The organism is Maribacter polysaccharolyticus (assembly GCF_028882255.1).
GTDB classification, from domain to species: Bacteria; Bacteroidota; Bacteroidia; order Flavobacteriales; family Flavobacteriaceae; genus Maribacter_A; species Maribacter_A polysaccharolyticus.
Map to the genome: position 1 here is coordinate 1,070,773 of NZ_JARBUY010000001.1, position 25,824 is coordinate 1,096,596.

The 25,824-nt window shown below is 39.3% G+C and carries 33 protein-coding genes; 31 read left to right on the forward strand and 2 right to left on the reverse strand.

Going from position 1 to position 25,824, the window contains the following annotated elements; all coding sequences use genetic code 11:
• Nucleotides 1-44 precede the first annotated feature (44 nt).
• The 31 genes from PHU20_RS04450 to PHU20_RS20135 all read left to right on the forward strand — a co-directional run bounded on the left by PHU20_RS04450 (nt 45) and on the right by PHU20_RS20135 (nt 24,383).
• Entirely contained in the window at nt 45-593 is a 549-nt protein-coding gene (locus PHU20_RS04450) for a helix-turn-helix domain-containing protein (protein WP_420828663.1), read from the forward strand.
• A 71-nt stretch (nt 594-664) separates the two neighbouring features.
• Nucleotides 665-1,069, forward strand: a complete 405-nt coding sequence (locus PHU20_RS04455) for a c-type cytochrome (RefSeq protein ID WP_274824139.1) — start codon at nt 665-667, stop codon at nt 1,067-1,069.
• Nucleotides 1,066-2,226: a porin family protein gene (locus PHU20_RS04460; protein WP_274824140.1), complete on the forward strand. Its 1,161-nt coding sequence runs from the start codon at nt 1,066-1,068 to the stop codon at nt 2,224-2,226. The genes PHU20_RS04455 and PHU20_RS04460 overlap by 4 nt, the downstream gene beginning before the upstream one ends.
• Nucleotides 2,227-2,250: 24 nt before the next feature.
• Nucleotides 2,251-2,661 (forward strand): hypothetical protein, encoded by a 411-nt coding sequence (locus PHU20_RS04465; RefSeq protein WP_274824141.1) that lies wholly within the window; start codon nt 2,251-2,253, stop codon nt 2,659-2,661.
• A gap of 112 nt (nt 2,662-2,773) precedes the next feature.
• Nucleotides 2,774-3,589, forward strand: a complete 816-nt coding sequence (locus PHU20_RS04470) for a prohibitin family protein (RefSeq protein WP_274824142.1) — start codon at nt 2,774-2,776, stop codon at nt 3,587-3,589.
• Nucleotides 3,590-3,744: 155 nt separating this feature from the next.
• On the forward strand, nt 3,745-4,212 hold the full coding sequence (locus tag PHU20_RS04475; protein ID WP_274824143.1) for a hypothetical protein: 468 nt from the start codon (nt 3,745-3,747) through the stop codon (nt 4,210-4,212).
• Nucleotides 4,213-4,244: 32 nt separating this feature from the next.
• Nucleotides 4,245-4,517, forward strand: a complete 273-nt coding sequence (locus PHU20_RS04480; protein ID WP_274824144.1) for a hypothetical protein — start codon at nt 4,245-4,247, stop codon at nt 4,515-4,517.
• Nucleotides 4,518-4,570: 53 nt separating this feature from the next.
• Nucleotides 4,571-4,744: a copper resistance protein CopZ gene (locus tag PHU20_RS04485; protein WP_274824145.1), complete on the forward strand. Its 174-nt coding sequence runs from the start codon at nt 4,571-4,573 to the stop codon at nt 4,742-4,744.
• A gap of 278 nt (nt 4,745-5,022) precedes the next feature.
• The gene (locus tag PHU20_RS04490) at nt 5,023-5,241 is read left to right on the forward strand and encodes an SHOCT domain-containing protein (protein WP_274824146.1); all 219 of its coding nucleotides are present in this window, start codon (nt 5,023-5,025) and stop codon (nt 5,239-5,241) included.
• A gap of 16 nt (nt 5,242-5,257) precedes the next feature.
• Nucleotides 5,258-5,536 (forward strand): DUF5676 family membrane protein, encoded by a 279-nt coding sequence (locus PHU20_RS04495; RefSeq protein ID WP_274824147.1) that lies wholly within the window; start codon nt 5,258-5,260, stop codon nt 5,534-5,536.
• A gap of 59 nt (nt 5,537-5,595) precedes the next feature.
• Nucleotides 5,596-6,132 carry a hypothetical protein gene (locus PHU20_RS04500; RefSeq protein WP_274824148.1) on the forward strand — a complete coding sequence of 179 codons (537 nt, stop codon included), beginning with the start codon at nt 5,596-5,598 and terminating at the stop codon, nt 6,130-6,132.
• Nucleotides 6,133-6,462: 330 nt separating this feature from the next.
• Nucleotides 6,463-7,263 (forward strand): AlbA family DNA-binding domain-containing protein, encoded by an 801-nt coding sequence (locus PHU20_RS04505; RefSeq protein WP_274824149.1) that lies wholly within the window; start codon nt 6,463-6,465, stop codon nt 7,261-7,263.
• A gap of 5 nt (nt 7,264-7,268) precedes the next feature.
• Nucleotides 7,269-7,973, forward strand: a complete 705-nt coding sequence (locus PHU20_RS04510; protein WP_274824150.1) for a lycopene cyclase domain-containing protein — start codon at nt 7,269-7,271, stop codon at nt 7,971-7,973.
• A gap of 43 nt (nt 7,974-8,016) precedes the next feature.
• Nucleotides 8,017-8,481, forward strand: coding sequence for a universal stress protein (locus PHU20_RS04515; protein ID WP_274824151.1), 465 nt, complete (start codon nt 8,017-8,019; stop codon nt 8,479-8,481).
• Between the two features lie 65 nt (nt 8,482-8,546).
• A complete protein-coding gene (locus PHU20_RS04520; RefSeq protein WP_274824152.1) occupies nt 8,547-9,944 on the forward strand; it encodes an NAD(P)/FAD-dependent oxidoreductase in 1,398 nt (465 codons plus the stop codon).
• A gap of 12 nt (nt 9,945-9,956) precedes the next feature.
• On the forward strand, nt 9,957-10,970 hold the full coding sequence (locus PHU20_RS04525) for a type II glyceraldehyde-3-phosphate dehydrogenase (protein ID WP_274824153.1): 1,014 nt from the start codon (nt 9,957-9,959) through the stop codon (nt 10,968-10,970).
• Between the two features lie 10 nt (nt 10,971-10,980).
• Entirely contained in the window at nt 10,981-12,042 is a 1,062-nt protein-coding gene (locus PHU20_RS04530; RefSeq protein ID WP_274824154.1) for a class I fructose-bisphosphate aldolase, read from the forward strand.
• A gap of 54 nt (nt 12,043-12,096) precedes the next feature.
• Entirely contained in the window at nt 12,097-12,927 is an 831-nt protein-coding gene (locus PHU20_RS04535) for a universal stress protein (protein ID WP_274824155.1), read from the forward strand.
• 3 nt (nt 12,928-12,930) lie between these two features.
• Nucleotides 12,931-13,770, forward strand: a complete 840-nt coding sequence (locus tag PHU20_RS04540; protein WP_274824156.1) for a restriction endonuclease — start codon at nt 12,931-12,933, stop codon at nt 13,768-13,770.
• A gap of 39 nt (nt 13,771-13,809) precedes the next feature.
• The gene (locus PHU20_RS04545; RefSeq protein WP_274824157.1) at nt 13,810-14,064 is read left to right on the forward strand and encodes a hypothetical protein; all 255 of its coding nucleotides are present in this window, start codon (nt 13,810-13,812) and stop codon (nt 14,062-14,064) included.
• 207 nt (nt 14,065-14,271) lie between these two features.
• A complete protein-coding gene (locus PHU20_RS04550) occupies nt 14,272-15,654 on the forward strand; it encodes an MBL fold metallo-hydrolase RNA specificity domain-containing protein (protein WP_274824158.1) in 1,383 nt (460 codons plus the stop codon).
• A gap of 6 nt (nt 15,655-15,660) precedes the next feature.
• A complete protein-coding gene (locus PHU20_RS04555) occupies nt 15,661-16,068 on the forward strand; it encodes a hypothetical protein (protein WP_274824159.1) in 408 nt (135 codons plus the stop codon).
• Nucleotides 16,069-16,172: 104 nt separating this feature from the next.
• Complete coding sequence (locus PHU20_RS04560; RefSeq protein ID WP_274824160.1) at nt 16,173-16,559, forward strand: hypothetical protein; 387 nt, start codon at nt 16,173-16,175, stop codon at nt 16,557-16,559.
• A 1-nt stretch (nt 16,560) separates the two neighbouring features.
• Nucleotides 16,561-18,063, forward strand: coding sequence for a thymidine phosphorylase family protein (locus PHU20_RS04565; protein ID WP_274824161.1), 1,503 nt, complete (start codon nt 16,561-16,563; stop codon nt 18,061-18,063).
• 8 nt (nt 18,064-18,071) lie between these two features.
• A complete protein-coding gene (locus PHU20_RS04570) occupies nt 18,072-18,962 on the forward strand; it encodes a ribose-phosphate pyrophosphokinase (RefSeq protein WP_274824162.1) in 891 nt (296 codons plus the stop codon).
• A complete protein-coding gene (locus PHU20_RS04575; protein ID WP_274824163.1) occupies nt 18,962-19,594 on the forward strand; it encodes a hypothetical protein in 633 nt (210 codons plus the stop codon). The genes PHU20_RS04570 and PHU20_RS04575 overlap by 1 nt, the downstream gene beginning before the upstream one ends.
• 6 nt (nt 19,595-19,600) lie before the next feature.
• Nucleotides 19,601-19,894, forward strand: coding sequence for a phosphoribosylpyrophosphate synthetase (locus PHU20_RS04580; RefSeq protein ID WP_274824164.1), 294 nt, complete (start codon nt 19,601-19,603; stop codon nt 19,892-19,894).
• Between the two features lie 17 nt (nt 19,895-19,911).
• Nucleotides 19,912-22,029: a copper-translocating P-type ATPase gene (locus PHU20_RS04585; RefSeq protein ID WP_420828664.1), complete on the forward strand. Its 2,118-nt coding sequence runs from the start codon at nt 19,912-19,914 to the stop codon at nt 22,027-22,029.
• Nucleotides 22,029-23,237, forward strand: coding sequence for an MFS transporter (locus PHU20_RS04590; protein ID WP_274824165.1), 1,209 nt, complete (start codon nt 22,029-22,031; stop codon nt 23,235-23,237). Before PHU20_RS04585 ends, PHU20_RS04590 begins: the two co-directional genes overlap by 1 nt.
• A gap of 78 nt (nt 23,238-23,315) precedes the next feature.
• Entirely contained in the window at nt 23,316-23,990 is a 675-nt protein-coding gene (locus tag PHU20_RS04595) for a phospholipase D-like domain-containing protein (protein WP_274824166.1), read from the forward strand.
• A gap of 96 nt (nt 23,991-24,086) precedes the next feature.
• Entirely contained in the window at nt 24,087-24,383 is a 297-nt protein-coding gene (locus tag PHU20_RS20135) for a phospholipase D-like domain-containing protein (protein ID WP_420828665.1), read from the forward strand.
• Nucleotides 24,384-24,704: 321 nt separating this feature from the next.
• Here PHU20_RS20135 and PHU20_RS04600 read toward each other — a convergent pair whose 3' ends face one another.
• Nucleotides 24,705-24,860, reverse strand: a complete 156-nt coding sequence (locus PHU20_RS04600) for a hypothetical protein (protein ID WP_274824167.1) — start codon at nt 24,858-24,860, stop codon at nt 24,705-24,707.
• Nucleotides 24,861-24,916: 56 nt separating this feature from the next.
• Nucleotides 24,917-25,816 (reverse strand): polysaccharide deacetylase family protein, encoded by a 900-nt coding sequence (locus PHU20_RS04605; RefSeq protein WP_274824168.1) that lies wholly within the window; start codon nt 25,814-25,816, stop codon nt 24,917-24,919.
• Nucleotides 25,817-25,824 lie beyond the last annotated feature (8 nt).

Here is a 25,824-nt window from a genome sequence, read left to right on the forward strand (position 1 = left end):
CATATATACTCATGGAATCCATTCGGAAATACTGGATTAAAAACATGGTTTGCAGACGGTGTCTGAAGGTCATAAAACAGGAACTTGTAGCTATCAACGTCGAAGTACTCTCCCTAGAATTGGGAAAATTAACAATACGTACTACTCCTATTAATGTTAGGCAAATCGATATTCAAATAGCAAATATTCTTTACTCAAATGGCTTTGAAATCGCCAAAAGTGAAGAAGAAATGTTGATTGAAGAAATAAAGATATCACTAATAGAACTTATAAAAGATTTGCCTATATCCATAAAGGTGAATACCTCCGAGTACTTGGCCTCGACCTTACATCGTGAATATAAAATATTGAGCAAATTGTTTTCCAAAACTGAGAAAACAACTATTGAAAAGTATTTTATAAAACTGAAAATCGAAAAGGCAAAAGAGCTAATGCAATTGCAACGATATACTTTCTCGGATATTGCTTATCTCTTGGATTATAGTAGCGTGAACCATTTATCAAGGCAGTTTAAGAATATTAGCGGAATGAGTATGACAGATTATAAAAAAACAGAAGATTGGAAGCGTAATTTCTATGACGAAATTATATAGAAATGAAAGAAAATTATACAGAAGAAAGCTATCAATATAAGATAGATTTACTAACAATGAAATATCAATAAATGAAAAATATAAAATTCTTACCAAGCACCATTACTATAACAATGTGTTTTCTGTTCATAGGGTTTAATACCCATGCACAGGATAAATGGGTTGCACCTGCTAATGCTGACAAGATTATAAACCCTCTTAAAGGAAATACCTCTGCAACGGAATCCGGTAAAAGAACCTTTAAGATGTTATGCGTTGTATGCCATGGGGCTAAAGGCAAAGGCAATGGAATAGGTGGTTCAGGATTGACCCCGAAACCATCAGATTTGACGAGTACAAGTGTACAGAACCAAACAGACGGAGCAATTTATTGGAAGCTTACTAAAGGACGGCCTCCAATGGCGTCTTATGAAACCGCAATACCTGAAAATAAAAGGTGGGAAATCATTAACTATATAAGAACCTTAAAAAAATGAAAAAGCTAATCATATTAATAATAGCAGTTGTCTTTGGCAATCAAATGAACGGTCAAACTTACAACACCTTTGAACCAAGTAAGACCCAGTTCATGATACGGGGTTATGGTCATACCGGATTCGAGTACATGAAATCGGGAGACGAAAAGGAATCAACTTTCTTAGGTTCAGCATTTGCCCCAATTTTTTTATTCAAACATTCAGATAAGCTGATGTTCGAAGCGGAATTAGAATTTGTTTTAGAAAACAATGAACTCGAAGTAGGATTGGAATATGCCGATGTTATGTATGTATTGAATAAGAACATGACCATAAGGGCAGGGAAATTTCTGCTACCCTTTGGAACGTTTATGGAAAGATTGCATCCTGCTTGGATCAATAGGCTTCCGACAAGACCATTGGGTTTTGGCCATGATGGAATTGCACCCTCCTCTGGTATCGGTGTTGAATTAAGGGGTGCTTTTGATCTAGGCGGTCCTTCCCTGAACTATTCTGTGTATTCAACAAATGGCCCTCGTTTAAAAGATGGAAGTGTAGAGCCGGAAGAGGCCGGCATGCTTATGTTCCAAAATTTTGAGGATAATAATTTGAGTAAGGCCATAGGTGGTCGTTTAGGATTATTGCCTTTTGCCGATTCTTCGACCGAAATAGGTATTTCGGCATATTCAACATCTGGTGTTGGTGAAGAGGATTCGGTATATGAAGATATAGGCGCTTTTCTTTATGCACTGGACTTTGCTTTCGTAAAACAAATACCTGCAATTAGTGGATTAGTTGATATCAAGGCCCAGTATAATAGTTCCAATGTAGATACGGCAACTTTTATAGAAACTCATGAGGATGGTGATGAAGAGGCATACAGTTTTGACAATCAAAGTGACTCCTTTTACGGACAGCTTAGTTATAGACCTACAATGGCAGATAGTGACTTTATGAAAAAGTTGGAGTTTGTTGGAAGGTATTCAGATTTCAATGCTCCCGAAGGGGCCGAATGGGAAGAGAAATCCATTCAATACGCATTTGGCATCAACTACTGGTTAACATGGCGATCAGTAATCAAAATGAGTTATCAAACGACTGAGACCGAAGGTGGTCATGACGGAGATGGAATAACCAATACGGATGGTTTTTTCCTTCATTGGGCAATAGGATTCTAATAAAACAATATATAAACAGAAAACATGAAAATAATAAAACAAATTATAGTACTGGGATTTTTCTCCGCAGGAATCATCTACGAGTTGTTATCAAAACTTTTTAAAATTATGAGCGTGAAAACAGTGCAGAAAAAGTTGTCAATAGGGATTGTTTTTTTAACCATCGGAGCAACCACAATTGCCTGTACTTCAACAAAAGGAACTAATGCTGATGACCCGACAATCGCAATAGCAGAAATTGTTGAAGAATTCAAAATAGAAAAATCGGGGGCACAAATGTGGGGGGAAACCTGTAACAGATGCCATTTGGCTCCTTCACCGGCAGATTACAACGACACTGATTGGGAAACCATTAGTCTGCATATGAGGGTAAGAGCGAATATTACTGAAAACCAAATAACGAAAATTGAGGAATTTCTTAAATCGGCCAATTAAAATGGCAAAAAACACTCCAATAGTTGCTTCGATAATACAGCGATAGAGGTAAAATAATGCCCGAATCCAAAAATGGAACAAAACAACTTAGAACTAATTTAAAATAGATGTAATGGACAAATTGCCAAAAATTGCGTTACCTGCAATATTCATAATTTTCGTGCTGGTTATTTTAATTACAAAATCTGCAGTAACGATTGGATCCGGGGAAGCCGGGGTACTCTACAAAACCTTTGGGGGCGGAGTGGTTACGGATCAGCCGCCTTTGGGCGAGGGTTTCCATATTGTGGCACCTTGGAACAAGGTTTTTATATATGAGGTTAGACAGCAAGAAGTTTTTGAAAAAATGCAGGTGCTTTCTTCCAACGGATTGGAGATAAAACTGGATGCCTCCGCTTGGTTTGAACCAAAGAGGGAATTTTTAGGGAAACTTCACCAAGAAAAAGGTACCGAATACGTTAACCGTGTACTACTGCCCACAATAAGATCTGCAGCAAGAAGCGTTGTGGGGCGCTATACCCCAGAGCAATTATATTCCAGTAAACGAGATGCAATACAGGCAGAGATTTATGAAGAGACCAAAAAAATCGTTGACGGACAGTACATTCAGCTCAATGAGATACTAGTGCGAGATGTTACTTTGCCAGGCACAATAAAGGAAGCTATAGAGCGTAAACTTAAACAAGAACAAGAGTCGTTGGAATATGAATTTCGTTTGGTTACCGCCAAAAAGGAAGCGGAAAAAGTAACCATTGAAGCACAAGGAAAGGCTGATGCGAACAAAATTTTAAGTGCTTCCCTGACCGATAAGATATTACAGGACAAGGGTATCGATGCAACATTGGAACTAGCGAAGTCACCTAACTCGAAAGTAGTCGTAGTTGGTAGTGGCGATTCTGGACTACCGTTGATACTGGGCAATAATTGATTTTTTGTTTAGCACAATGGGACTAAAAGTTTAAATGAACCCATTTAAACTTTTGGATTGAAGCGAAAATTAGGGCATAAAATGTGCCTCCGAAACTTTGGGGGCAAGTAAAAGAAAAAGTTAAAACGAATCGAGTAACTCTTAAATCAAATACAATGAAAAAAGTAACACTATTTTTTTTGACAATCGGGCTGGTAACCTTAAATGGTTGCAACCAGAAAACTGACGTTAACGCAGTTCTTGAAAATTCGGAAACAAAGACTGAAATTTTTGATGCGATTGCGAACAATCATAGTTATATGATGCAGTTTATGCAAAACATGCAAGCTAGTGATCATGCGATGCAGATGATGAAAGGCGACAATCAAATGATGGGCAAAATGATGCAAGGTGGTATGCAGATGATGATGAAAGACAGTATGATGATGATGAATATGATGCAATCCATGATGAAGGATGGAAAGATGATGGGGAACATGATGCGAATGATGCACGAAAAGGGGATGATGAGTGATGAATGCATGGAGTCTTGCAAGAACATGATGGCCGAGAAAGGAATGGACATTATAGAACAAGGCGAGTTGGAATTGAGCAAAAGCCAAAGTCATGGCGATCATCATTAAAACACTAATGTTTAACGCAAATACAGGTAAACATGAAAAGTCATTGGATATGGATGATTATCGGTTGTGGGCTACCCCTACTACTGATATTTTTCGCCCCGGCATTGGGCATCACAGGGTATAATAGCCTTTTCGGTTTTATAATCCTGATGTTCATATTGCATCTGTTTATGCCGCATGGCTCACATGGTCGCTATGGACACGATCATGCCGGACATGGCAAGGCAGGGCATGCGCATAATCATGATAAAAAAGAAACCCAAGAGGGAACAAAAGAAGAGCATAAAGGGCACCAGCACCATTAAAAAATTAGACAAATGAAACGCAAATTTCATATCGAAGGAATAAGCTGTGGTGGATGTGTGACAAGGGTCAAAAATCATTGGAAGCCCATCCTGCGGTAGATAAAACGCAGATTTCCTTACACCCAAAAGGTGCCACAATTATCGATATGAATGAAGAACTTTCAGTAGAAGATCTTCAATATCAACTCAATGAACTTAATGGTTATACAATTACGAAAATGAAATAATAGCAACCTTAAATCTAATAATATGTTTTACAGAGACGGATTTTTTTGGGGCATGCACTTTATATGGTGAGCCATATGGTTTGTGCTCCTAGTCTGGATATTCTTGGCCACATCCAGCACATCACTTCAAGAAACGGAGGAAGACAACCCCCTCTAAATGCTAAAAAGACGTTTCGCAAATGGTGAGATTACCAAGGGGGAATATGAAGAATCAAAGAAATTTTTAAAATCGGACAATTAATCCAAAAAATAAGTATTAACAACTAAAATATAAAACTATGCATTTATTTGATGGACACTACGGCGGTATGCACTTCATCTGGTGGTTCGTATGGTTGGTCCTATTGATCTGGATCTTTTTTGTGCCTTACGACCTTCCCTATACCAAAAATAGAAAGGAAGACCCTCTACGTATTCTTAAAAAGCGATTCGCCAAAGGCGAGATTACAAAAGAAGAATATGAGGAAGCAAAGAAAATTTTAGAATCTGATAATTAATTTAAAAACAAAAATCATGAATCGTATCAATATAAAAAAATTCGGTTTTGCAATGGGTCTAACAGGAGCTTTACTCTACTCGGGCTGCATGATCGTTTTGGCTACTGCTGGTCAGGAAGGAAGTATAAAATTCTTTAACAGTCTATTACATGGCTTGGACACAACTAATATAATAAGGATGGATGTGCCCATTTGGGAGGCATTGATCGGCATCGTTCAGACATTTATAATCGCATGGCTCACAGGCGCCCTTATTGCGGCTTTTTACAATGCCCAGTTAAAACTGAAAAGGTGAGTAAAAATCATGTGGAGTGGTTTAAAACATAAGATAAAAAACTATTAAATATAAAAACAATGAGAAGGATTGTATTAATTGCTATTACTGTTGTATTAACCGTTTTCGCTCTAGCAGCTTGTGAAAAATCAGAAGAACAATTTGTTAATTTGATTGAAGGAACCTATGTGGGAATTATTACCAATTCGGAGGGCTTGAAAGGCCAGGGTGCTGGGGAAACTATAGGGGATGCTAGTGCCGAAATTACCAAAATCAGAAAAGGAACAATTGAGGTCCATTTATATAATGTTGAATTGGACACAACCTTTATGTTGAATGTTTATGAGCACCAAGATAGTGTGCAAGTGTGCTTCACCGGGGATTACTTTGAAAACATGTATGGCCATAAGATGGGACAGGGCCACATCAGTGGTGGCATGATGAATGATATTCAAAATGATGAAACAGAATGGATGCATCACTTGAACGATGAGCACGAGAACAATGATGAGCATTTTGGAGTTTTTAATATGCTCAACCATACGTTTGGGTACCGATTCATTAGTATTGAAGGCGGCATATCTACCTACCTGAAATTTGAAGGCAAGAAAGAATAGGTTCAATAGACAAGGCATTTTCTGATAGTTGGGTCATTAGGGTAGTTAGCTGATTTATTTCAAATGGGAAACTATTTGTAAGTGAAGCAATTTGGAGTCAACCAAACGCGATACTATTGGTTTTTTCTAGGCCAATCAAAAGAGGGTACGAAACAACGTAACGACAAAGTGAAGGCTCGTTGCAATTAGCCATGATCCAGAAATTATCCTTTCAGCAAAAAGTTAGGAATATAGGAGGTTTTTAAATCTAGATTGCACCTATATACAATAGCTAAAATAATACAATGGGGCTAAACCATTTATCCCAAATATTGAAAATTGAAATTAATTATGAAGCCAAGAATATTGACAAAAAATTTAAAAACAATATTGATCCATGTGATTATTGGGATGGGCTTGTTCTATTTTTTGGTTCATCCTTTTACCATGGTTCTTTATTGGTTTGAGTTTAATAATACCGCCTATTCCTTTACGTTGTTCCAAGAGGTTTTGAGAGAAAGATTGGTTGAGGCCTTTACATTTAAAATGGTTGGGATGAGTGGCCTACTTACCGTTTTAGGCGGTTTTTTGGGGTTTATATCCGGTTTGATTTGGATTAACATCAAACAGAAAAAGGACTTGATCAACAAGCAGGAACGTCTTCTCCAGCGTGATATAAATGAGTTGATAGCAAGGGGAGAGGATGAGTGGGTCGAATTTAAATCCTCCATTCGATACGATTATTATCGGAAAACCACAAATCGCAGTTTGGAAGGGGTCATTGCCAAGACCATCAGTGGTTTTATGAACGCCAAAGGAGGAAAACTGATTGTTGGCGTCGATGATGATGGTCATGTTCTGGGTTTGGAGAACGATTTTAAAACCCTAAAGCACAAGAACAAAGATGGTTTTGAGCGCGAAGTTTTTAGAATCATTTCTGAATATCTAGGCCGTAAAGCCAGTTTTGGATGCCATTTGTCCTTTTATCGACATGAACAAAAGGATATATGCCTGGTAGATGTTGAGTCGTCGTTGGATCCAGTATATGTAAAAGATGGTAAAAACACCGTCTTTTATATTAGGACGGGCAATGCCACCTACCCTCTTTCAGTAGAGGAAACTGTTGAATATTTAAAAATTAAAAAAACTTAATAACTATGCAATACGTCTGGTTTATATGGTCTATTATCATTTTTGCCCTTTGGGCAGTGGTTTACTTCTTAAAAAAAGACTCTAGGAAAGAGATGCTTAAAATGAGTTGGATTACTGTGCTTTTTGGGCTTACTGAACCTTTATTCGTGCCTGAGTATTGGCACCCGCCATCTCTTTTTGATTTGGCTATAAAAACGGGCTTCGATATTGAAAGTCTCATCTTTTCGTTTGCCATTGGGGGTATTGGCACGGTATTGTACAACCTTATCTTTAAAAGGCGTTATGTCAAAATGCCTCGATCGGAGCGTAATCATGATATGCATAAACTACATATTTACATCCTTTTTGTCCCATTTTTTGTTTTTTTGGCTTTAGGTCCATTTACTCCACTAAGTCATATCTATTGTGGAATATTGGCACTGTTCTTAGGGGGACTGGCGACCACTTATTGTCGTCCAGACCTGTCTACTAAAATATGGATTAGTGGGTTCCTTTTTACACTACTATATTTAATTTATTTCGGAAGTATCCTTCCCTTCTACCCTAAATACGTAGAGCAATTTTGGAATTTAGATAATTTGACCAAATTTTTTGTTTTCGGCATTCCAATAGAAGAGTTATTATTCGCATTTACTTTCGGCATTTACTGGGCTGGGTTATATGAACATATGTACTGGAGAAAGTTAATTAAACCCACAGTGGAAAGCTGAGGTTATTGGACAATTATATTAATGTAACACTTAAAAAAAATTCATGAAAATAGTATTAGCCATAGATGGTTCGGAATATAGTAAAGTAGCGGTTGACGAATTAATGCAGATGCCATTCGCACCCGACACCGAGGTACGCATTGTATCGGTTTTTGAGAATGTTTTATTGGGCGCACCAGGACCGGTTCCGATGGGCGGTTTACCGAGCGACTATAAAAAAGCCATATTGGCGGCAAAAAAATCAGCGAAAGATACCGTTGAGCATGCCGCTCAATTATTAAAAGAAAAAAACACCCAATTAGTGGTAACCACGGCAGTTCTTAATGGTCTGCCAAAACATGCAATTCTTGAAGACGCAGAAGCCTTTAACGCTGATTTAATTGTAGTAGGGTCACAAGGTCATGGCGCGGTATCCCGGTTTCTGCTGGGATCTGTCTCCCAGTCTTTGTCGATGCATGCCGACTGCTCGATCATGATAGTACGTAAACGTAGCGCTAAGTTAAAATAACCAGTAGGAATAATCATGAGCTGTTTGAACGCCTGTATTGGAAAATATCTTAAAATGAAATCGTCATGAGCAATAATCAAATGTTAGACGATGTCGATCATGCTACCTGTAAGGTAACAATTTCAATTTGTTTGCCAAATTCAAAGCTCCCACGTGTAGTGGTGGTTGGTGGTGGCTTTGGTGGCTTGGCATTGGTAGAAGGCCTGAAAAACAAAGATGTTCAAGTAATACTGATAGACCGCAACAACTTCCATCAATTTCAGCCCTTATTTTATCAAGTGGCTACCAGTGCTCTCGAACCGGATAGCATTGTATTCCCTTTTAGGAAACAGATATCTGGATATAAAAATGTTTCATTTCGCTTGGCGGAAGTTCAGGAAGTGCAACCATCCATCAATACCATTGTTACCGATAAAGGTACGTTGACCTACGATTATCTGGTAATGGCCACGGGAACGGCCACCAACTTTTTTGGGATGGAAAACGTGGAAAGAAATAGTTTGGGCATGAAGGATATTCGGGACTCTTTGAATATCCGCCATATGATGTTGCAAAACTTGGAGCAAGCCGCGATAACCTGCGATGATGAGGAACGAGATGGCCTTACCAATTTTGTCATCGTTGGTGGCGGCCCAGCAGGAGTGGAAATGGCAGGTGCCTTGGCGGAGTTTTGCAAATTCATCCTTCCAAAGGACTATCCCGAATATCCTTCTTCCATAATGAACATTTATTTAGTGGAAGCGAATATTCAACTACTGGCAACTATGTCGGATAAAGCCTCTAAGAATACTTTAAACTATTTGAAGAAACTAGGTGTTGAAGTTCTCTTGAACGAATCGGTCAGCGATTATAATGGCAAGATCGTCCGGACAAAAAGCGGTAAAAAGTTGTTGGCCCGAAATCTTATATGGACAGCTGGGGTAAAAGGGGACTTCCCCAAGGGTATCGATCAGAAGCATGTAGTCAAGGGCAATCGCCTAAAAACCGATGCATATCTCAAAGTGGAAGGCCAAAAAGACATTTATGCCATTGGGGATATTGCTGCATTGATTTCCGAGGAAACCCCGAAAGGCCACCCACAGGTGGCCCAGGCCGCTATCCAACAAGGAAAATACCTGGCCAGGGCGTTGTTGAACATTATCAATAAAAAAACGGCGCGCCCTTTTAAATACAAGGATAAGGGGTCATTGGCCACGGTTGGAAAACGAAGGGCGGTCGCCGATCTGGGCAGATTAAAATTCGCCGGTTTTACCGCATGGCTGTTATGGTCCATTGTGCACCTTATGTCCATCAGTGGCTTCAGAAATAGATTAATGGTAGGCTTTAATTGGGCCGTAAGCTATTTTTCTTATGAGAAGAGCAATAGGGTTATTATTAGGAATTTTAAAGTGGACAAAGATAAAAAGAAAAGTTTGGTGAGGCCTCTCAACCCAATGCCAACAAATATAAATACAGATAGTTAAAACAAAAAAAAGATGAAAAACGTAGGATTAGTTGGATATGGGGTCATCGGGAAAAGAGTCACCGATGCCATAAATGTACAAGATGATATGAATCTTGTTGGGGTTTGCGATGTTATAAGCGATTGGCGTATACAAAACGCCGTAAGAAAGAATTATGACATCTATGCGGCAACTACCGAAGCCGAAAAAGAAATGAAGGTTTCAGGTATTTCAGTAACTGGTCATATGCAGGACCTTTTGAATAAGGTCGACCTCGTAGTCGATTGTACTCCGAAGAACATAGCGGCAAAGAATGTAGAAATATATAAAAAAAAGGGTATAAAATTCATTCTTCAAGGTGGTGAAAAACATCAAACGACTGGCCATTCCTTTAGTGCAGAAAATAATTATCAATCCGCTTTAAATTTAGATACAACGAGGGTGGTTTCCTGCAATACCACCTCCATTCTACGAACCCTAGGAGCTTTGAAAAGGGCAGGGTTACTTGACTATGCTCGCGGCACATTGCTTAGAAGGGCCACCGACCCTTGGGAAAGCCATTTGGGGGGTATTATGAATACAATGGTACCCGAAAAAGAAATCCCTAGTCATCAAGGTCCCGATGCACAAAGCGTAGATCCCGATTTGGATGTCATTACTACAGCAGTCAAAGTCCCCGAAACCCTTAGCCATATGCATTATTGGAACGTTAAATTAAAAAAACAAGCCACGAAGGAAGAAGTGCTGAACGCTTTTAAAACCTCTACGCGCATTAAGCTAATCCGTTATGACCAAGGCTTGGTTTCCAACAACACCATTAAGGAAATGTTCATGGATATGGGTAGACCCTGGGGAGATATGTACGAGGTGGCCCTATGGGAAGATATGCTAAAGGTAGTGGGAGATGAACTTTTTTATGCCTATGTGGTAGATAATCAGGCCATCGTAATCCCAGAGACCATAGATGCAATTCGGGCACTAACCGGTATTGAGACCTATGCCCATAAATCCATCAACAAAACCAATGAAAGTTTTGGTATCAAATAGATAAAGAGCTATGAAAACGTACGAAAATATTGTGGAACACCTAGGGGATAAAGCCTCCTTCTATCTCGAGCATGTAAGCGAAAAAATTACCCAGGATGAATTACAGTTGCCCGACAAAAATATTATGGATAAAGTTTTCATCAATAGTAATCGAAATCCACAAGTGCTTCGAAGTCTTGCCCAATTGTATGGGCATGGCAATCTGAAAGATACGGGGTATTTAAGTATACTACCCGTAGATCAAGGGATTGAGCATAGTGCCGCTTTTTCCTTTTACAAGAACCCTGATTATTTTAATCCAGAGAACATCATTAAATTAGCAATCGGTGCGGGTTGTAACGGGGTGGCCTCGACTTTTGGGGCCTTGGGCCTCCATGCTCGTAAATATGCCCATAAGATCCCGTTCATAGTCAAGATAAACCACAATGAGTTACTATCCTACCCCAATACCTATGACCAAACCTTATTCGGAAAGGTCAAGGAAGCATGGGACATGGGCGGGGTAGCGATCGGGGCCACTATCTATTTCGGATCTAAAGAAAGTAATCGACAGTTAAAAGAAATCGCCGAGGCTTTTGCCGAGGCACATAACCTTGGGATGGCCACGATCTTGTGGTGCTACACCCGTAACGACGCTTTCAAAACGGATAATGAGGACTATCATACCGCTGCGGATTTAACGGGGCAGTCGAACCACCTCGGAGTTACTATACAGGCGGACATCATCAAACAAAAATTACCCACCACAAATTTTGGCTTTAGGAATCTTCAATTTGGGAAATATAATGATGCCATGTACGAAACCCTGACGACGGAACACCCAATTGACTTATGCAGATTGCAAGTGGCTAATTGCTATATGGGTAAAATAGGATTGATCAATTCCGGCGGGGGTTCCAAAGGAGCATCCGATATGGGCGAGGCCATCACAACTGCAATCGTAAACAAACGAGCCGGAGGCTCGGGTCTGATACTGGGAAGAAAGGCCTTTCAGCGGCAGTTCAAAGAAGGCGTAGAATTGTTACATGCCATACAAAGTGTGTATTTAGAAAAGAAGATCACCATAGCCTAGTATCCTATTAATAGTATAGGGACTTTTATTCGGAAATACTTAAAACCACATACAATGAAAAATATATTAGTACCCACCGATTTCTCAGAAAACTGCAGGAAAGCAGCCGATCTTGGCATCAAAATGGCCAAACTTTATGACGCAGAGATTCATTTCTTTCATTTAATCCATACACCGGTGAATTGGGTAAAACTTGATAAACAAAAGGAAAAAAGATATCCCGAAACCCTAAGACTAATTGGGGCGGCCAAGGCTGCATTGCGGGAATTGGAAAAAAGAGCAGAAAAGGAAGGCCTAAAATGCGTGACATTTTTGGAGTATCAGGTGGAAACAACCAATATTTTAAGACATTCGGGGCATTTTGACCACGATTTTATCATCACGGGAAGTAGTGGAACCAAAGGCTTTGTGAGGGAATTGTTCGGCAGCAACGCTGAACAAATAGTACGAAAATCCAATGAGCCGGTAATTGTGGTCAAGGAGGATGCTGTTACCTTCCCGTTCAGGGATATTGTCTTTGTCTCCGATTTTTTTGAGGGTATGAGTACGGCTTTCGAACAAGTAATCTCCATAGCGGAAAAATGCGGTGCGAAAATTCACCTTTTGCACATCAACACCGAATCGGACCGTAACAGTGTAGTACTTGGTCTTAGTCCCATAAAGAAGTTTTTGGAAAAATTCCCCCAACTCAAGAACTACTCGATGAATTTGTATAACGAAAAGACAGTGGAGATTGGTATAAACACATATCTCAGACATAACAAAGGTGATCTTATCGCGATGTGCACCCATGGGAATTCCGGGTTTTTAAGCATGTTCTCCAAAAGTATAACAGAGGGTGTAGCCAATCATTCGATGCTACCAGTAATGACCTTTAGAATTTAGGGGATGAAAACAATACATATCAAAAAATATTCAGGTGAGTTAGAGGCCTTTGATGTGGACAAACTCATTAGCTCTTTGCGGAGGTCTCAGGCCGATGAAAGTCTTGTACTGCAAATCGCCCATGATGTAGAAAGTAAAATCGAGGATGGAATGACCACAAAAAAGATATATCAAATCGCTTTCAGAATGCTAAAAAGCAGAGCGAGGGTTAGTGCGTCAAGGTACAAACTTAAGAACGCCATTATGGAATTAGGCCCTACAGGTTTTCCATTTGAAAAATTTGTAGGTAAAATATTGGAATCCGAAGGTTATGATACAAAAGTCGGCGTAATTGTCCAAGGCAAATGTGTACAGCACGAAGTAGATGTGATTGCCCAGAAGGAAAACAAACATTATATGATCGAATGCAAGTACCATAGTGATCAAGGGCGGTTTTGCAATGTAAAAATTCCATTATATATCCAATCAAGATTTTTGGACGTGGCAAAAAAATGGGAAAAACAACTAGGCCACGAAACCAAATTTCACCAAGGCGGTGTTTATACCAATACCCGTTTTACAAGCGATGCCATACTATACGGAAACTGTGTCGGATTGATACTGACCAGTTGGGATTATCCCATGGGTAACGGACTAAGAGAGAGAATAGACAAATCCGGCCTACATCCACTTACATCACTTACAACACTCACTAATGCAGATAAATCAAAATTACTGGAAGAAAATATAGTCTTGTGCAGTGAGGTCGCAAATAATCCATCTCTATTGGAGAAAGTAGGTATTGACAAAAAAAGACATAAACATATACTTGAAGATTCTGAAGAATTATGTAATACCTATTAAAACAACAATATAAATACAATAACAAAAATACTTAAACAGATGAAAACAAAAGAATTGCAAAAACAGAAGAGTATCAATCTTGAGCCATTTTACCAAGCACTGGAAGATGACCCAATCTTAATGGAAAAAGCCTTTGAAATACTATTGGAAATGGTAAGCACCGAACATAAATCGGCCAAGAAAATGGCCCTTCTTATCAAAGATGACTTTCATGTTCTATATAAAGAAATAGAAGCGTTATGCAAATCGAACCAAGATAAAGGAAAAACACCTTCCTGCTGTGGGGGACACTAAAATTGGGCATATGTACAACCCCAACAACCGATTACATCCATTGAACAGGACTATCGGACTCATAGAGACAAGGGTTGTGGATGACGTGAACGGGTAAATCGAAATCATCAATAGTTCAAGGTGATGTTACTTTTTATTCAAATGACAAAAAAATTTAGGCTTTCATAAGAATTGTACAGCCGGCATTAGTGGATTTTATCAAAAACGATGGAAACAGATACAATAAAAATTCATTTTTTAGGTGCTGCGGGAACTGTTACGGGCTCGAAATACCTTTTGGACACAGGGAAAAGAAGAATATTAATCGATAGTGGTCTATTTCAAGGACTCAAGGAATTACGACTTAAAAACTGGGAATATCCACCCGTTGAAGTTCCGAAAATTGATGTCGTATTGCTAACCCACGGCCATATGGATCATACAGGCTATCTGCCAAGATTGGTAAAGCAAGGCTTCAAAGGACCTATTTACGGTACCTATCCCACCTTGGATATCACAAAGATAGTATTGAACGATAGTGCCAAAATTCAGGAACAAGAGGCCGAACGTGCCAATAAGGAAGGATATTCAAAGCATAGTCCTGCGGAACCCTTATATAATTTAAAGGATGTTGAAAAGACCATTCCATATTTCAAAGGAGTACCTCCCAACCAGTGGTTACCCTTGTTAAAAAACGTAAAAGCAAGATTTCAGTATAACGGACATATCCTGGGTGCCACCAATATTGAATTGGATGTAAATGGAAAACGCTTTGTCTTTTCGGGCGATATTGGCAGAACAAATGATTTGCTCTTATATCCCCCAGTAAAACCAAAAAGGGCGGATGTATTAATTATAGAATCCACTTATGGTGGCAGGTTCCATCCTGAAGAGAAGGAGGCCGTTCCACTATTAGAAAAATTGGTCAACGAAACCATAGAAAGGGGCGGTAGCCTGTTCGTTCCAAGTTTTTCGGTAGAACGCGCCCAATTGATGATGTTGATATTTTGGAGACTTTTAAAAGAAAAGAAAATCCCAAAAGTCCCGATGATCATGGACAGTCCCATGGGGGCCAATGTTTTGGAACTATTTCACAGAACAAGGGACTGGCACAGGTTGGAAGAGGACGAGTGCGATGAAATGTGTTCCCATTTTACCGTCGTTAGCAGTTACCGTGAAACCATGGAACTTAGAAGTGACGACAAACCCAAAATCGTTATTGCCGGTAGTGGGATGCTAACGGGTGGTAGAATGTTGAACTATTTAGAAACACAGGCACAAAACCCTAATAACACCTTACTATTTGTTGGCTACCAAGCTGAAGGTACCAGGGGAAGAAAATTATTGGAAGGGGAAAAGGAACTAAAAGTCTATGGAAAGACAGTTTCCTTCAAAATGCAAATGGCAGAGATTGAAGGGCTTTCGGCACATGGCGACCATACCGAACTCCTGGATTGGTTGAGTGATATAAAGGAAAGACCAAAAAGGATATTTATTGTCCACGGTGAAAAGGAAGGAGTGGAAGCCTTAAAACAGGGAATCAAGGAAACCTATGGATGGGATAGTGAAATTCCGACGTTGTTCAGTATTGAAGAACTAAAAATAAACTAGAAAATTATGGTCGAGCTATTGATTGGAATTGTACTAGGATTTTTAACGGTCTTTGCAGGCAAGGTGACCGGTTTTGAAATAGACCGGAGTTTTTACCCTGTTATGTTGATTGTAATAGCATTGTATTATGTGCTTTTTGCCTTTCAATCGTCCGATAAGGTTGAAATCTTATTTGAGGTTGCCATAGCCTTGTTGTTTTCCGCTTTGGCGGTGTGGGGTCATCGTAAAGGTTTGATAATAGTTGTACTTGGACTAGTACTGCATGGTATTTACGACTTGGTCCAAAGCAATATTGAACTTTCGACAGATCCTCCCGAATGGTGGACAATGTTCTGTCTAGGCTATGATTTTACCCTGGCCATGGGATTAACAGTAACTACTTACACTTTTAGAAAAAGACATTTTAGAATTTAACATGAGACGTTAAGCAAACAATATCCACGCAAATGAAAAGCTCCAGTAACATATCCGCAAATGAAGTACTAAGACCATTGAAGTTGTCAATCCTTTTTTCAGTATTGGGAGAATTGGTCATTTTTCTAATCTGGGGCGTATTATTATATCCCGATGGTAATCTGTTACACAAATTTTTGTGGACGGTTGTTTTCTGTGGTCTTGGAATGGGGTCTACAATCGGGGCTGCTATTTCCTTATTAGTAGTCGGTAAATGGAAAGGAATACAAGCAGTAATTCTTTGTGCAGAACTATCAGGATTAATACTAGGTATCTTTTGTAATTACTTGTGTTACAGTTTGGATATGAATTTTGACCATTTCGGTGGAATGGATACCCCTGTTCTAATTGTAATAACCGGTACCGTTATGGCCATTCTTGGAGGAGCACTGGTTGGTTGGCTTTGCTTTATGGAAAATGGTAAAAAGATTTTAAACAGATACAACGTATAGGATGGAAATAAAATCAAACATCCTTAAATATAAACCCCTAGGTATTTACACACAAAATGAAAATGTGGTGTATATGCGCGAGGATTGTCATGTCTGCATTTCGGAAGGGTTTGAAGCATTGACCCGAATACGGGTGTCCAACCTGACCACTTCGGTTATTGCAAGCTTACATATCATCACTTCTGATGTATTGGGACTGGGCGAAATAGGGTTGTCACGGATAGCAGCAAAAAAACTTAAAGTATCGGATGGCGAAACGTTATATGTTTCCCATTTAGAACCCATAGAATCATTGAGTTATGTGCGGGCCAAGATTTATAATCAAAAACTGGATTACAAAGCCTACAAGGAAATCATTACCGACATCATTGAGGGGGATTATTCCAATATCCATTTATCGGCATTCATTACGGCCTGTGCAGGTGACCGAATGGATATCGATGAGATTTCAAACCTCACCAAGGCGATGATAGCCTCTGGAAAGCAATTGGATTGGAATAAGGAGATAGTAGTCGATAAACATTGCATTGGCGGGTTGCCGGGCAATAGAACAACTCCTATCATAGTTGCCATTACCGCCGCTTACGGGCTGACCATGCCAAAGACCTCCTCACGGGCCATTACATCGCCAGCGGGTACAGCAGACACCATGGAAGTTCTTACGAATGTTACCCTCTCCGGCAAAGAAATCAAACGTGTCGTAAATCAGGAGGGTGGATGTTTGGTATGGGGTGGTTCCGCACAATTGAGCCCGGCGGACGATATTCTTATCAAAGTGGAAAAAGCCTTGGATATCGATAGTGAGGGCCAACTAATAGCCTCTGTTTTATCTAAAAAGGCAGCGGCGGGCTCTACGCATGTTGTTATAGACATCCCTGTTGGGGAAACGGCCAAGGTACGAAGTGAAGAGGCTGCAAAAAAACTCAAGGAACATATGGAAACCGTAGGGAAGGCCGTAGGGTTACAAATAAAAGTTGTCATTACCGATGGCTGCCAACCGGTGGGTAGGGGTATTGGTCCTAATTTAGAGGCTATAGACTTATTAGACGTATTGCAAAATAAGGGCGATGCCCCAAAAGACCTTAAAGAAAGGGCACTTTTGTTGGCAGGGAATCTCTTGGAACTATCGGAAAAAGTGGAGACGGGAAAAGGCATGGAAACCGCAAAAGAACTATTGGAATCCGGAAAGGCTTATCAAAAATTTGAGGCCATTTGCAGAGCTCAGGGAAGGTTTTCAAAAACCCTGATTGCCCCTTTTCAATTTGAGATGTACGCACCAAAACAAGGTGTTATCAAAAAAATTGATAATCGTAAGATTGCAAAACTGGCAAAACTATCGGGAGCACCACAATCCAAGTTGGCAGGTATTTGGATGAACGTCCATTTGGGGGATAAAATAGAAAAAGGCCAATTGCTTTTCACTCTTTATGCTGAATCAACTGGAGAACTGAACTATGCTATGGAATATTATAATAACCATGATGATATTATTACCATCAATTAAAAAAAAACATGAAAACGATACTATTTAGCCTTCCTGGCAATCAAGAACTTACGGAGCTTTTGGCAAAGAAAATGAATGCTGAAATCGGGGAATGTATGATACGTAAATTTCCCGACGGCGAATCCTATACTCGTATCCTTTCCGATGTGAGAGGAAAATGTGTTGTAATGGTCTGTACGCTGCACGAACCCGATGAAAAGCTTTTGCCGCTCTACTTTTTAAGCCATACGGCCAAATCATTGGGCGCAAAATGTACCTGTTTGGTGGCACCCTATTTGGCATATATGCGTCAGGATAAAGTATTCAATGAAGGTGAAGGTGTAACCTCTGGTTTCTTCGGAAAATTGATTTCAGGTTTCGCCGATAGCATTACCTCTGTTGACCCTCATTTGCACAGAATAAGTTCTTTGGGAGAAGTCTATCACATCCCAAATAAAGTGATTCACGCAGCTAACGCCATTTCTGAATGGATAAAAGAAAATATAAAAAACCCAGTCCTTATTGGCCCCGATTCTGAAAGTGAGCAATGGGTATCAGAGGTTGCTAAAAATGCAGGAGCACCCTTCACGGTATTGCAAAAAGTACGTCATGGCGATCGTGATGTAGAGGTCTCGGTTCCTGATGTCGATAAATACAAAAATTTAACACCAGTTCTAGTCGATGATATCATTTCTACGGCGCGTACAATGATTGAACCCGTGGAGCAATTAAAAAAGGCTGGAATGAAACCACCTATTTGTGTTGGTATCCACGCAGTTTTTTCAGGTAATGCTTATCAGGATTTATTAGATTCTGGAGTAAATAAGATAGTCACTTGCAATACCATTCCACACCCTTCAAATGCAATTGATTTAAGTGATATAATGGCAAAAGAAGTGCAAAAATTAATGAATCACTAATGAGAATACTAATTTTTATCTTATTCAGTATCACAATGAACGGTCAATCTGAAATGCTCATAGGGCAAATTTCAGGCAGAGTTGTTGTTCGAGAAAATTTTGATAAAGAAGGTGCTTTTCTAAATAAACAAACTTTTGAAGCTGGAGAAACAATAAATAAAAATGAGTATTATGAAATTAAGGTGGTTACAGAATTGTTCGATAAGGACAAAAAATCTACAGACAAATACACCACCACCTATCGCTGTAAGCCTGATGAAGCCAGTATAATGGTAATGGCATTTCCGTTTTCAAATCCAAAATCGAAGGCAACAGAAATTAATACCGTCTCTGAATATTTTAAAGAGTTGTATGATTTAGAAAACTTGGAAGATATAAAACTTGAAATGAGTTTTGATTCGGGCTTATTAAATTTTTTTGGTTCAAAAAGCACGATAAAGATTTTCGACCGAAAGTTAGATAGTAACAAAAATAATATTAAATCAAAAATTAATATTAAAGCCTATGCCTTGGGGATCCGAATAAAACAACTTAACTATTCAGTAATTGAAAAATTAAACAGTAACGGTTTTTTGACCTTTCAAAAATTTACTGAAGAAGACAACAGTTATTTTACAATGACTTATAAATAAAAGAACATGAAAAATTACGACACTCTTTCAGAAGCCATTAACGATTTACAGGCAAACGAATATCCTTATGATTTTAACTTAAAGCCTGAATGCTTGGAATGCGCTTCACTGAAAATTGAGCTTCGACCAGAAGATTTTAAAGTAGATAAAACCTATCGCTTCGAAGGAATGAGCAGTACAGATGACAATAGCGTTCTTTATGCCATTTCATCAAAGAATGGAGTTAAAGGACTGTTGGTAGACGCCTACGGTGTCTATGCCGAAAATATTTCAGAGGCAATGCGCAAAAAATTACGATAACACTTAAATAGAACACTATGGACAATAACAAAGACAAAAAAATGGACCACTCGAAAATGGAAAGCCCAAAATCCAACGACCACAGTAAGATGGATCACTCTAAGATGGATCACTCTAAGATGGATCACTCAAAAATGGAACATTCCGATCATGGGGGAAGTGTTCCTATGGGAATGGCAGGTCATGACCATCATAAAATGATGATAGCCGATTTTAGAAAAAGGTTTTGGGTCACTTTGATATTAACCGTACCCATTCTATTCTTTTCTCCGATGATCCAGGAATTCTTTGGATATAGTCTTCTGCTTCCGGGGAACCCCTACATCCTATTTGCCCTTTCCTCCATTGTATATTACTATGGTGGCTGGCCATTTTTAAAAGGTCTCGTTTCTGAGATTAAAAAGGGTGCTCCAGGAATGATGACCTTAATATCCATGGCTATTAGCGTCGCCTATTTTTATAGTTCAGCGACGGTTTTTGGGTTACAAGGCGTCGATTTTTTCTGGGAATTGGCTACCCTAATTGCAATTATGTTGTTGGGGCATTGGATTGAAATGAAGAGTGTTCTCGGCGCATCAAAAGCCCTACAGTTATTGGTTAGTATGATGCCTGCTGAAGCACACCGGGTAAAAGGGGATACTATTGAGGACATCAAGTTGGAAGACCTTTTAAAGGACGATGTTATTCTAATTAAACCTGGGGAAAAAGTACCTGCCGACGGAATCATTACAGAGGGCTCCAGTTACTTGAACGAATCTATGCTCACCGGAGAGTCCAAACCGGTCAAAAAGGAGTTGAACGATAAGGTAATCGGGGGTTCGGTAAATGGCAATAGTACCTTAAAAGTTAAAGTAGAGCATACAGGAAAAGACAGTTATCTCAACAAGGTAATAAAGATGGTCGAGGAAGCCCAGAAAACCAAGTCCAAGATGCAGAACCTTTCCGATAGGGCTGCAAAATGGTTGACTTACATAGCACTGGCCATTGGCTTTGGCACCTTGGCGGTTTGGTTGATTTTAGGCTTTCCGTTTGTGTATGCCTTGGAGAGAATGGTTACCGTAATGGTTATTGCCTGCCCGCATGCCCTAGGTTTGGCCATTCCCTTGGTAGTAGCCATTTCCACTGCGGTTTCCGCACAAAATGGACTGCTAATCCGTAATAGAACGGCATTCGAGGAATCCCGAAAAATATCAGCATTGCTTTTTGATAAGACGGGTACGTTGACCAAAGGGGATTTTGGAGTTACGCGTATTGAATCGGTGGATAAAAAGTACACTTCGGATGAAGTCTTACGACTGGCAAGTGCCTTGGAACAAAGTTCCGAACACCCCATTGCTGTTGGGATAATAAAAAAGGTCAAGGAGGAAAGTGTTGCAGTCCCGAAACCTGAAAGTTTCAAGTCCATTACCGGAAAAGGTGTTGAGGCTACCGTAAAAGGTAAAAAAATAAAAGTGGTAAGCCCCGGTTATTTACGGGATAAAAAAATAACCATTCCCGAAGATGCCTATAGCGATGCCGCAGAAACGGTGGTATTCGTTTTAATAGATGGGAAGTTGGCAGGTTACATTGCCCTTGCCGATGAGATCAGGGCAGAATCCGCCGAGGCCATTAGAGTATTTAAAAAGAACAATATCAAAGTGTTGATGGCTACCGGGGATAATGAAAAAACCGCTAAGGCAGTAAGCGATAAACTTGGCCTAGACGGTTATTATGCCGAAGTACTGCCCCACCAGAAAGTGGAAATCGTAGAAGAATTGCAAAATAAAGGGGAATTTGTGGCTATGACAGGAGATGGCGTAAACGATGCCCCTGCATTGGCCAAAGCAAATGTTGGTATTGCGGTGGGATCCGGCACTGATGTTGCCGCCGAGACCGCCGATATTATTCTGGTCAACAGCAACCCACAGGATATCGCCAACCTAATTTTATTCGGGAAGGCCACCTATAACAAGATGATCCAAAACCTGATTTGGGCTACGGGTTACAATGTTGTTGCCATTCCTTTGGCTGCCGGAGTATTGTATTCTTCAGGGTTTGTTTTAGGACCGGCCGTTGGAGCGGTATTTATGAGCTTATCCACCATCATAGTAGCCATCAACGCTCAATTATTAAAGAGGAAAATCGGGAAAAAATAATGAACAAAAAAGAAAAGCTTAACAAAATATTTTTGGTTTTGTTGAGCCTATTTGTGGTAATGCTGGGATATGGTATTCTGCTGCCCATTCTTCCCTACTATACGGAAAGATTGGCTTTGGAAGACAACCTGGATGCCGATCTAATCAACTTCCATATCGGAATGTTGATCAGCATTTATCCGTTATTTCAGCTCATATTCGTAATTGTATGGGGAAGACTTTCCGATAAATATGGTCGTAAACCTATAATTTTAATAGGCCTGATCGGATTTATAGTGATGAACTTATTGACGGGTCTGGCTACTTCTCTTACAATGTTATATGTAGCCCGTATCTTCGGGGGAATATTTACATCATCCGTAATTCCTGTCAGCAATGCCTATTTAAGTGATATAACCTCTGAAAAGCGAAGGACCAAGATTATGGCATGGTCCGGGGTTGCCATTAGTTCTGGCCTTATCTTTGGCCCAGTGTTGGGGGGTCTATTGTCCCAAGCCAACGTTCACTTTCAATATTCTTTTGGGGTATTCCATTTTGACCGATTTTCAGTTCCTTTTCTTTTTGCTGCAGTATTAGGGTTAATCATATTGATAGTTATTATAAAATGGTTGAAAAACACTGCCATAGTCACCAAGATTAGAGAAGAAGCGACAAAATTCAGTTTCTCCTTTAGTAGCTATTTTATGTTGCTGTTAACACTGTCTTTCGTTATGCAATTTGTTGTGACACTTTTCGAAACTGTCTTTTCAATTTATGGGAAGGATGAATTGGCGTTCGATAGTAGTCAAGTCGGTATTGGCTTTATGCTTTGCGGTTCTGTGATGGCGGTTTTACAACCTGTTTTCGCTGTTTATGGGGAAAAGATAATGTCTTCGAAGAGTCAAATTGCAATAGGTTTAACGATAACTGGACTTTCGCTTATTGTTTTTCCATTTATGGGCAATGAATTATTTGTTTACGGATTAATCGTTGTATTTGCTGCTGGAGGTGCTTTAGTAACACCAAATTTGCTATCTGCTGTTTCATTGATATCCAAGAATGACACAGGCAGGAATATTTCTATACAAAGCTCAACTAATAGTATTGGCCAGATTTTAGGACCTGTTTTAGGGACTTGGCTAATTGCAGGCGGTTTTTACTATCCATTTATAATTGCTGGTGTGGTCGTTTTGGCTGCAATAGGATTGGTTTATTATTTAAAGCAATAAGATCAATGGATTCAACTTTAAGTTGTGAATCCGATAAAATATAGATTACAATGATAGAGGGGAAAACAAAAAATATCAATGACGTACAAATCAACAGAAGATAATGCTCAAAAAGTATTTCAATATATGGACCATAATGAAGAATATATCGAGCTGGTCCATTCAGGAGATGATTATTTTCATCGGTTGGAGAAAATAATCGAAAAGGCACAAAATGAAATCCATTTACAAACCTATATTTTTGAAAATGACGGAACAGGAAATAGGAAAGCCACTTGCCTGAAGGAAGCTGCCCAAAGAAAGATGAAGGTCTATGTCTTACTGGACGCCTATGTTAGTGCAGCGCTTCCTGATAGTTTTTCCCAAGATTTGGTATATCACGGAATCTCGCTTTGGTTTTTTTCTCCCTTGTTCTCCAAGAACAATTTTTATCTTGGTAGGCGAATGCACCATAAAATTGTTGTGGCTGACGGAAAAACGGCATTAGTCGGTGGGATCAACATCGCTGATAAATACCACGGAACTCCTGCTTCCGAAGCTTGGCTTGATTACGCCGTGCAGTTGGATTGCCCTGCAGCGATGATTTGCAAATATTGTCGAGAGATTATTTTTTTAACAAAGGGAGCTCAAAAAAAAACAAAACCCGTCTTACATTCGGCGGGAAGGGCACTCATGGGAATCTTACAAAACGACTGGCTGAAAAACAAGACAGAAGTTTGTGACGCTTACACCAATGCCATCCTTTGTACCTAAAAGGAAATAGTAATCGCGGGTTCCTTTTATTACCTGGAAAAAATGGCAATAGCACTAAGAAAAGCTAGTAAAAGGGGTATATAAACAACAATAATCGTGGCGGGCGTTAGTGACTTACCTTTGGTGCGTCGTGCAACCACCTATTTATACTCATCTTTTCTAAGCCGTCAAATATTAATATTTGAATGGAACAAATCTGTGCTTCATGGCAAAGCCGCGGCTATTGATAACAAATGGGCCACAATTGGTTCGTTTAATTTGAATAGCCTTAGTTGCTATGATAGTATCAAGATGAATGTGCAAGTATATTCACCCGATTTTGCAGAAACCCTACGTTCCGATTTTGATCGGGTTAAAAGTAAGTGCCGAGAAGTTACCAATGAAACACTTTAACAAAGACCCAGAGTGGTTGAAAGGCTTTCAAATTGGTTTCTTATCAAATTACGCGGACAAAGATTCTTTTTCTAACCTTTTTGCCTCACCTAAGGTTTATAAAGAAATTCAGATTATAGTTGTCAGTATACTTGATACCATCAGAAAAGGAAGAGTTCTGTATTACTAGATCAAATAAGTGACTTTAGGTTCATGTCATTACCCTAGTGGTCTTGGTTTATTAATTGAACAGATCAAATTAACGATTTAACAGAAACCAAGTATTGGTATCCTGGTAAATCATATTTGTTATAATGCAATATCGTTCAGCACATTCCCACTTCATTCCATTACTCTCCATTTCGGGCAAAGCGCTTCACTAAAAAAGTCTTGGACCCAATCCCCGTTTTTGGCTTTCCACTTCGCTACCCCCTCCCCGCTTTGCTGGGAAAGAACGTTACATTCCCAAACAAAAACCGTAGATAGCGTCCTCTTCATCAAAAACTAATTTTAGCAATCACAACAATTATTATATGTAAAAAAAGCAACTCAAATCACAATCCTAATTCATCCATTTTTTCTTTTTCATATCTACTACCCTCTGCTGGATAACGCAATATATCTTTATATTGACCAGAATCTTTAGCAAGAGCATATATTAAACTTTCACCTGCAAAGTTGGTTTCAGTTTTATAAACCGGATCTTCATAAGCTACAGTTGCTGAAACAATTTCCCAACCTTTATCCTTAAACATTTTAATCAAGTCGTCTATAAATAATGCAGCAGCCAAATTATGGTGCAATAAAAGTGTATGTTTAATATGCCTTCCGTTAAGTTCTAAAGACAATTTTTCATAAAATTGCGCACGTCTCCAAATATGACTTAAATAAAATTCTCTAAAATCACTTTTATCGGCATTGGGATTGTCTCTTAACCTTTTCACTAATCTGCTATCAATGTACCAATCTGAAGCATCAATCGTAACAAAGCCGTTTTTATAATTCCGGCTTTTCAGGAAACTACGAAAAGCATCTACTTTTTCTTTGGTATTACCTTCCTTCAAATATGGGAATCTAAAAAACCTGCTATAGTTGGAATAAGACTCAATGACTTTATCGTTTTTAATGAAATCGCTTTCAAAGTCAGCAATCGTAGTCGTTATAGCACTATAATTTGAATGCGAAAACGTATGATTCGCAATTTTATGACCATCATTATTCCAACCTTCCAATAGTTTTTTCCCTTTTGCACCTGTTTTATCATTTCCTGTCACAAAAAGCATCGCTTCTATATTGGCATCCTTTAGTTTTTTTAAAAGCATTCCGTTCCATTCGTCAAAAGTGTAGTTTGGTCTATTGCCTAACGCGCCATCATCAAAGGTAAAACTTACCTTTGACTGGCTAAATACCTGAATTGTAACCAATAAAATTAGTGTTGTTATTATCTGTTTCATTTTCATGG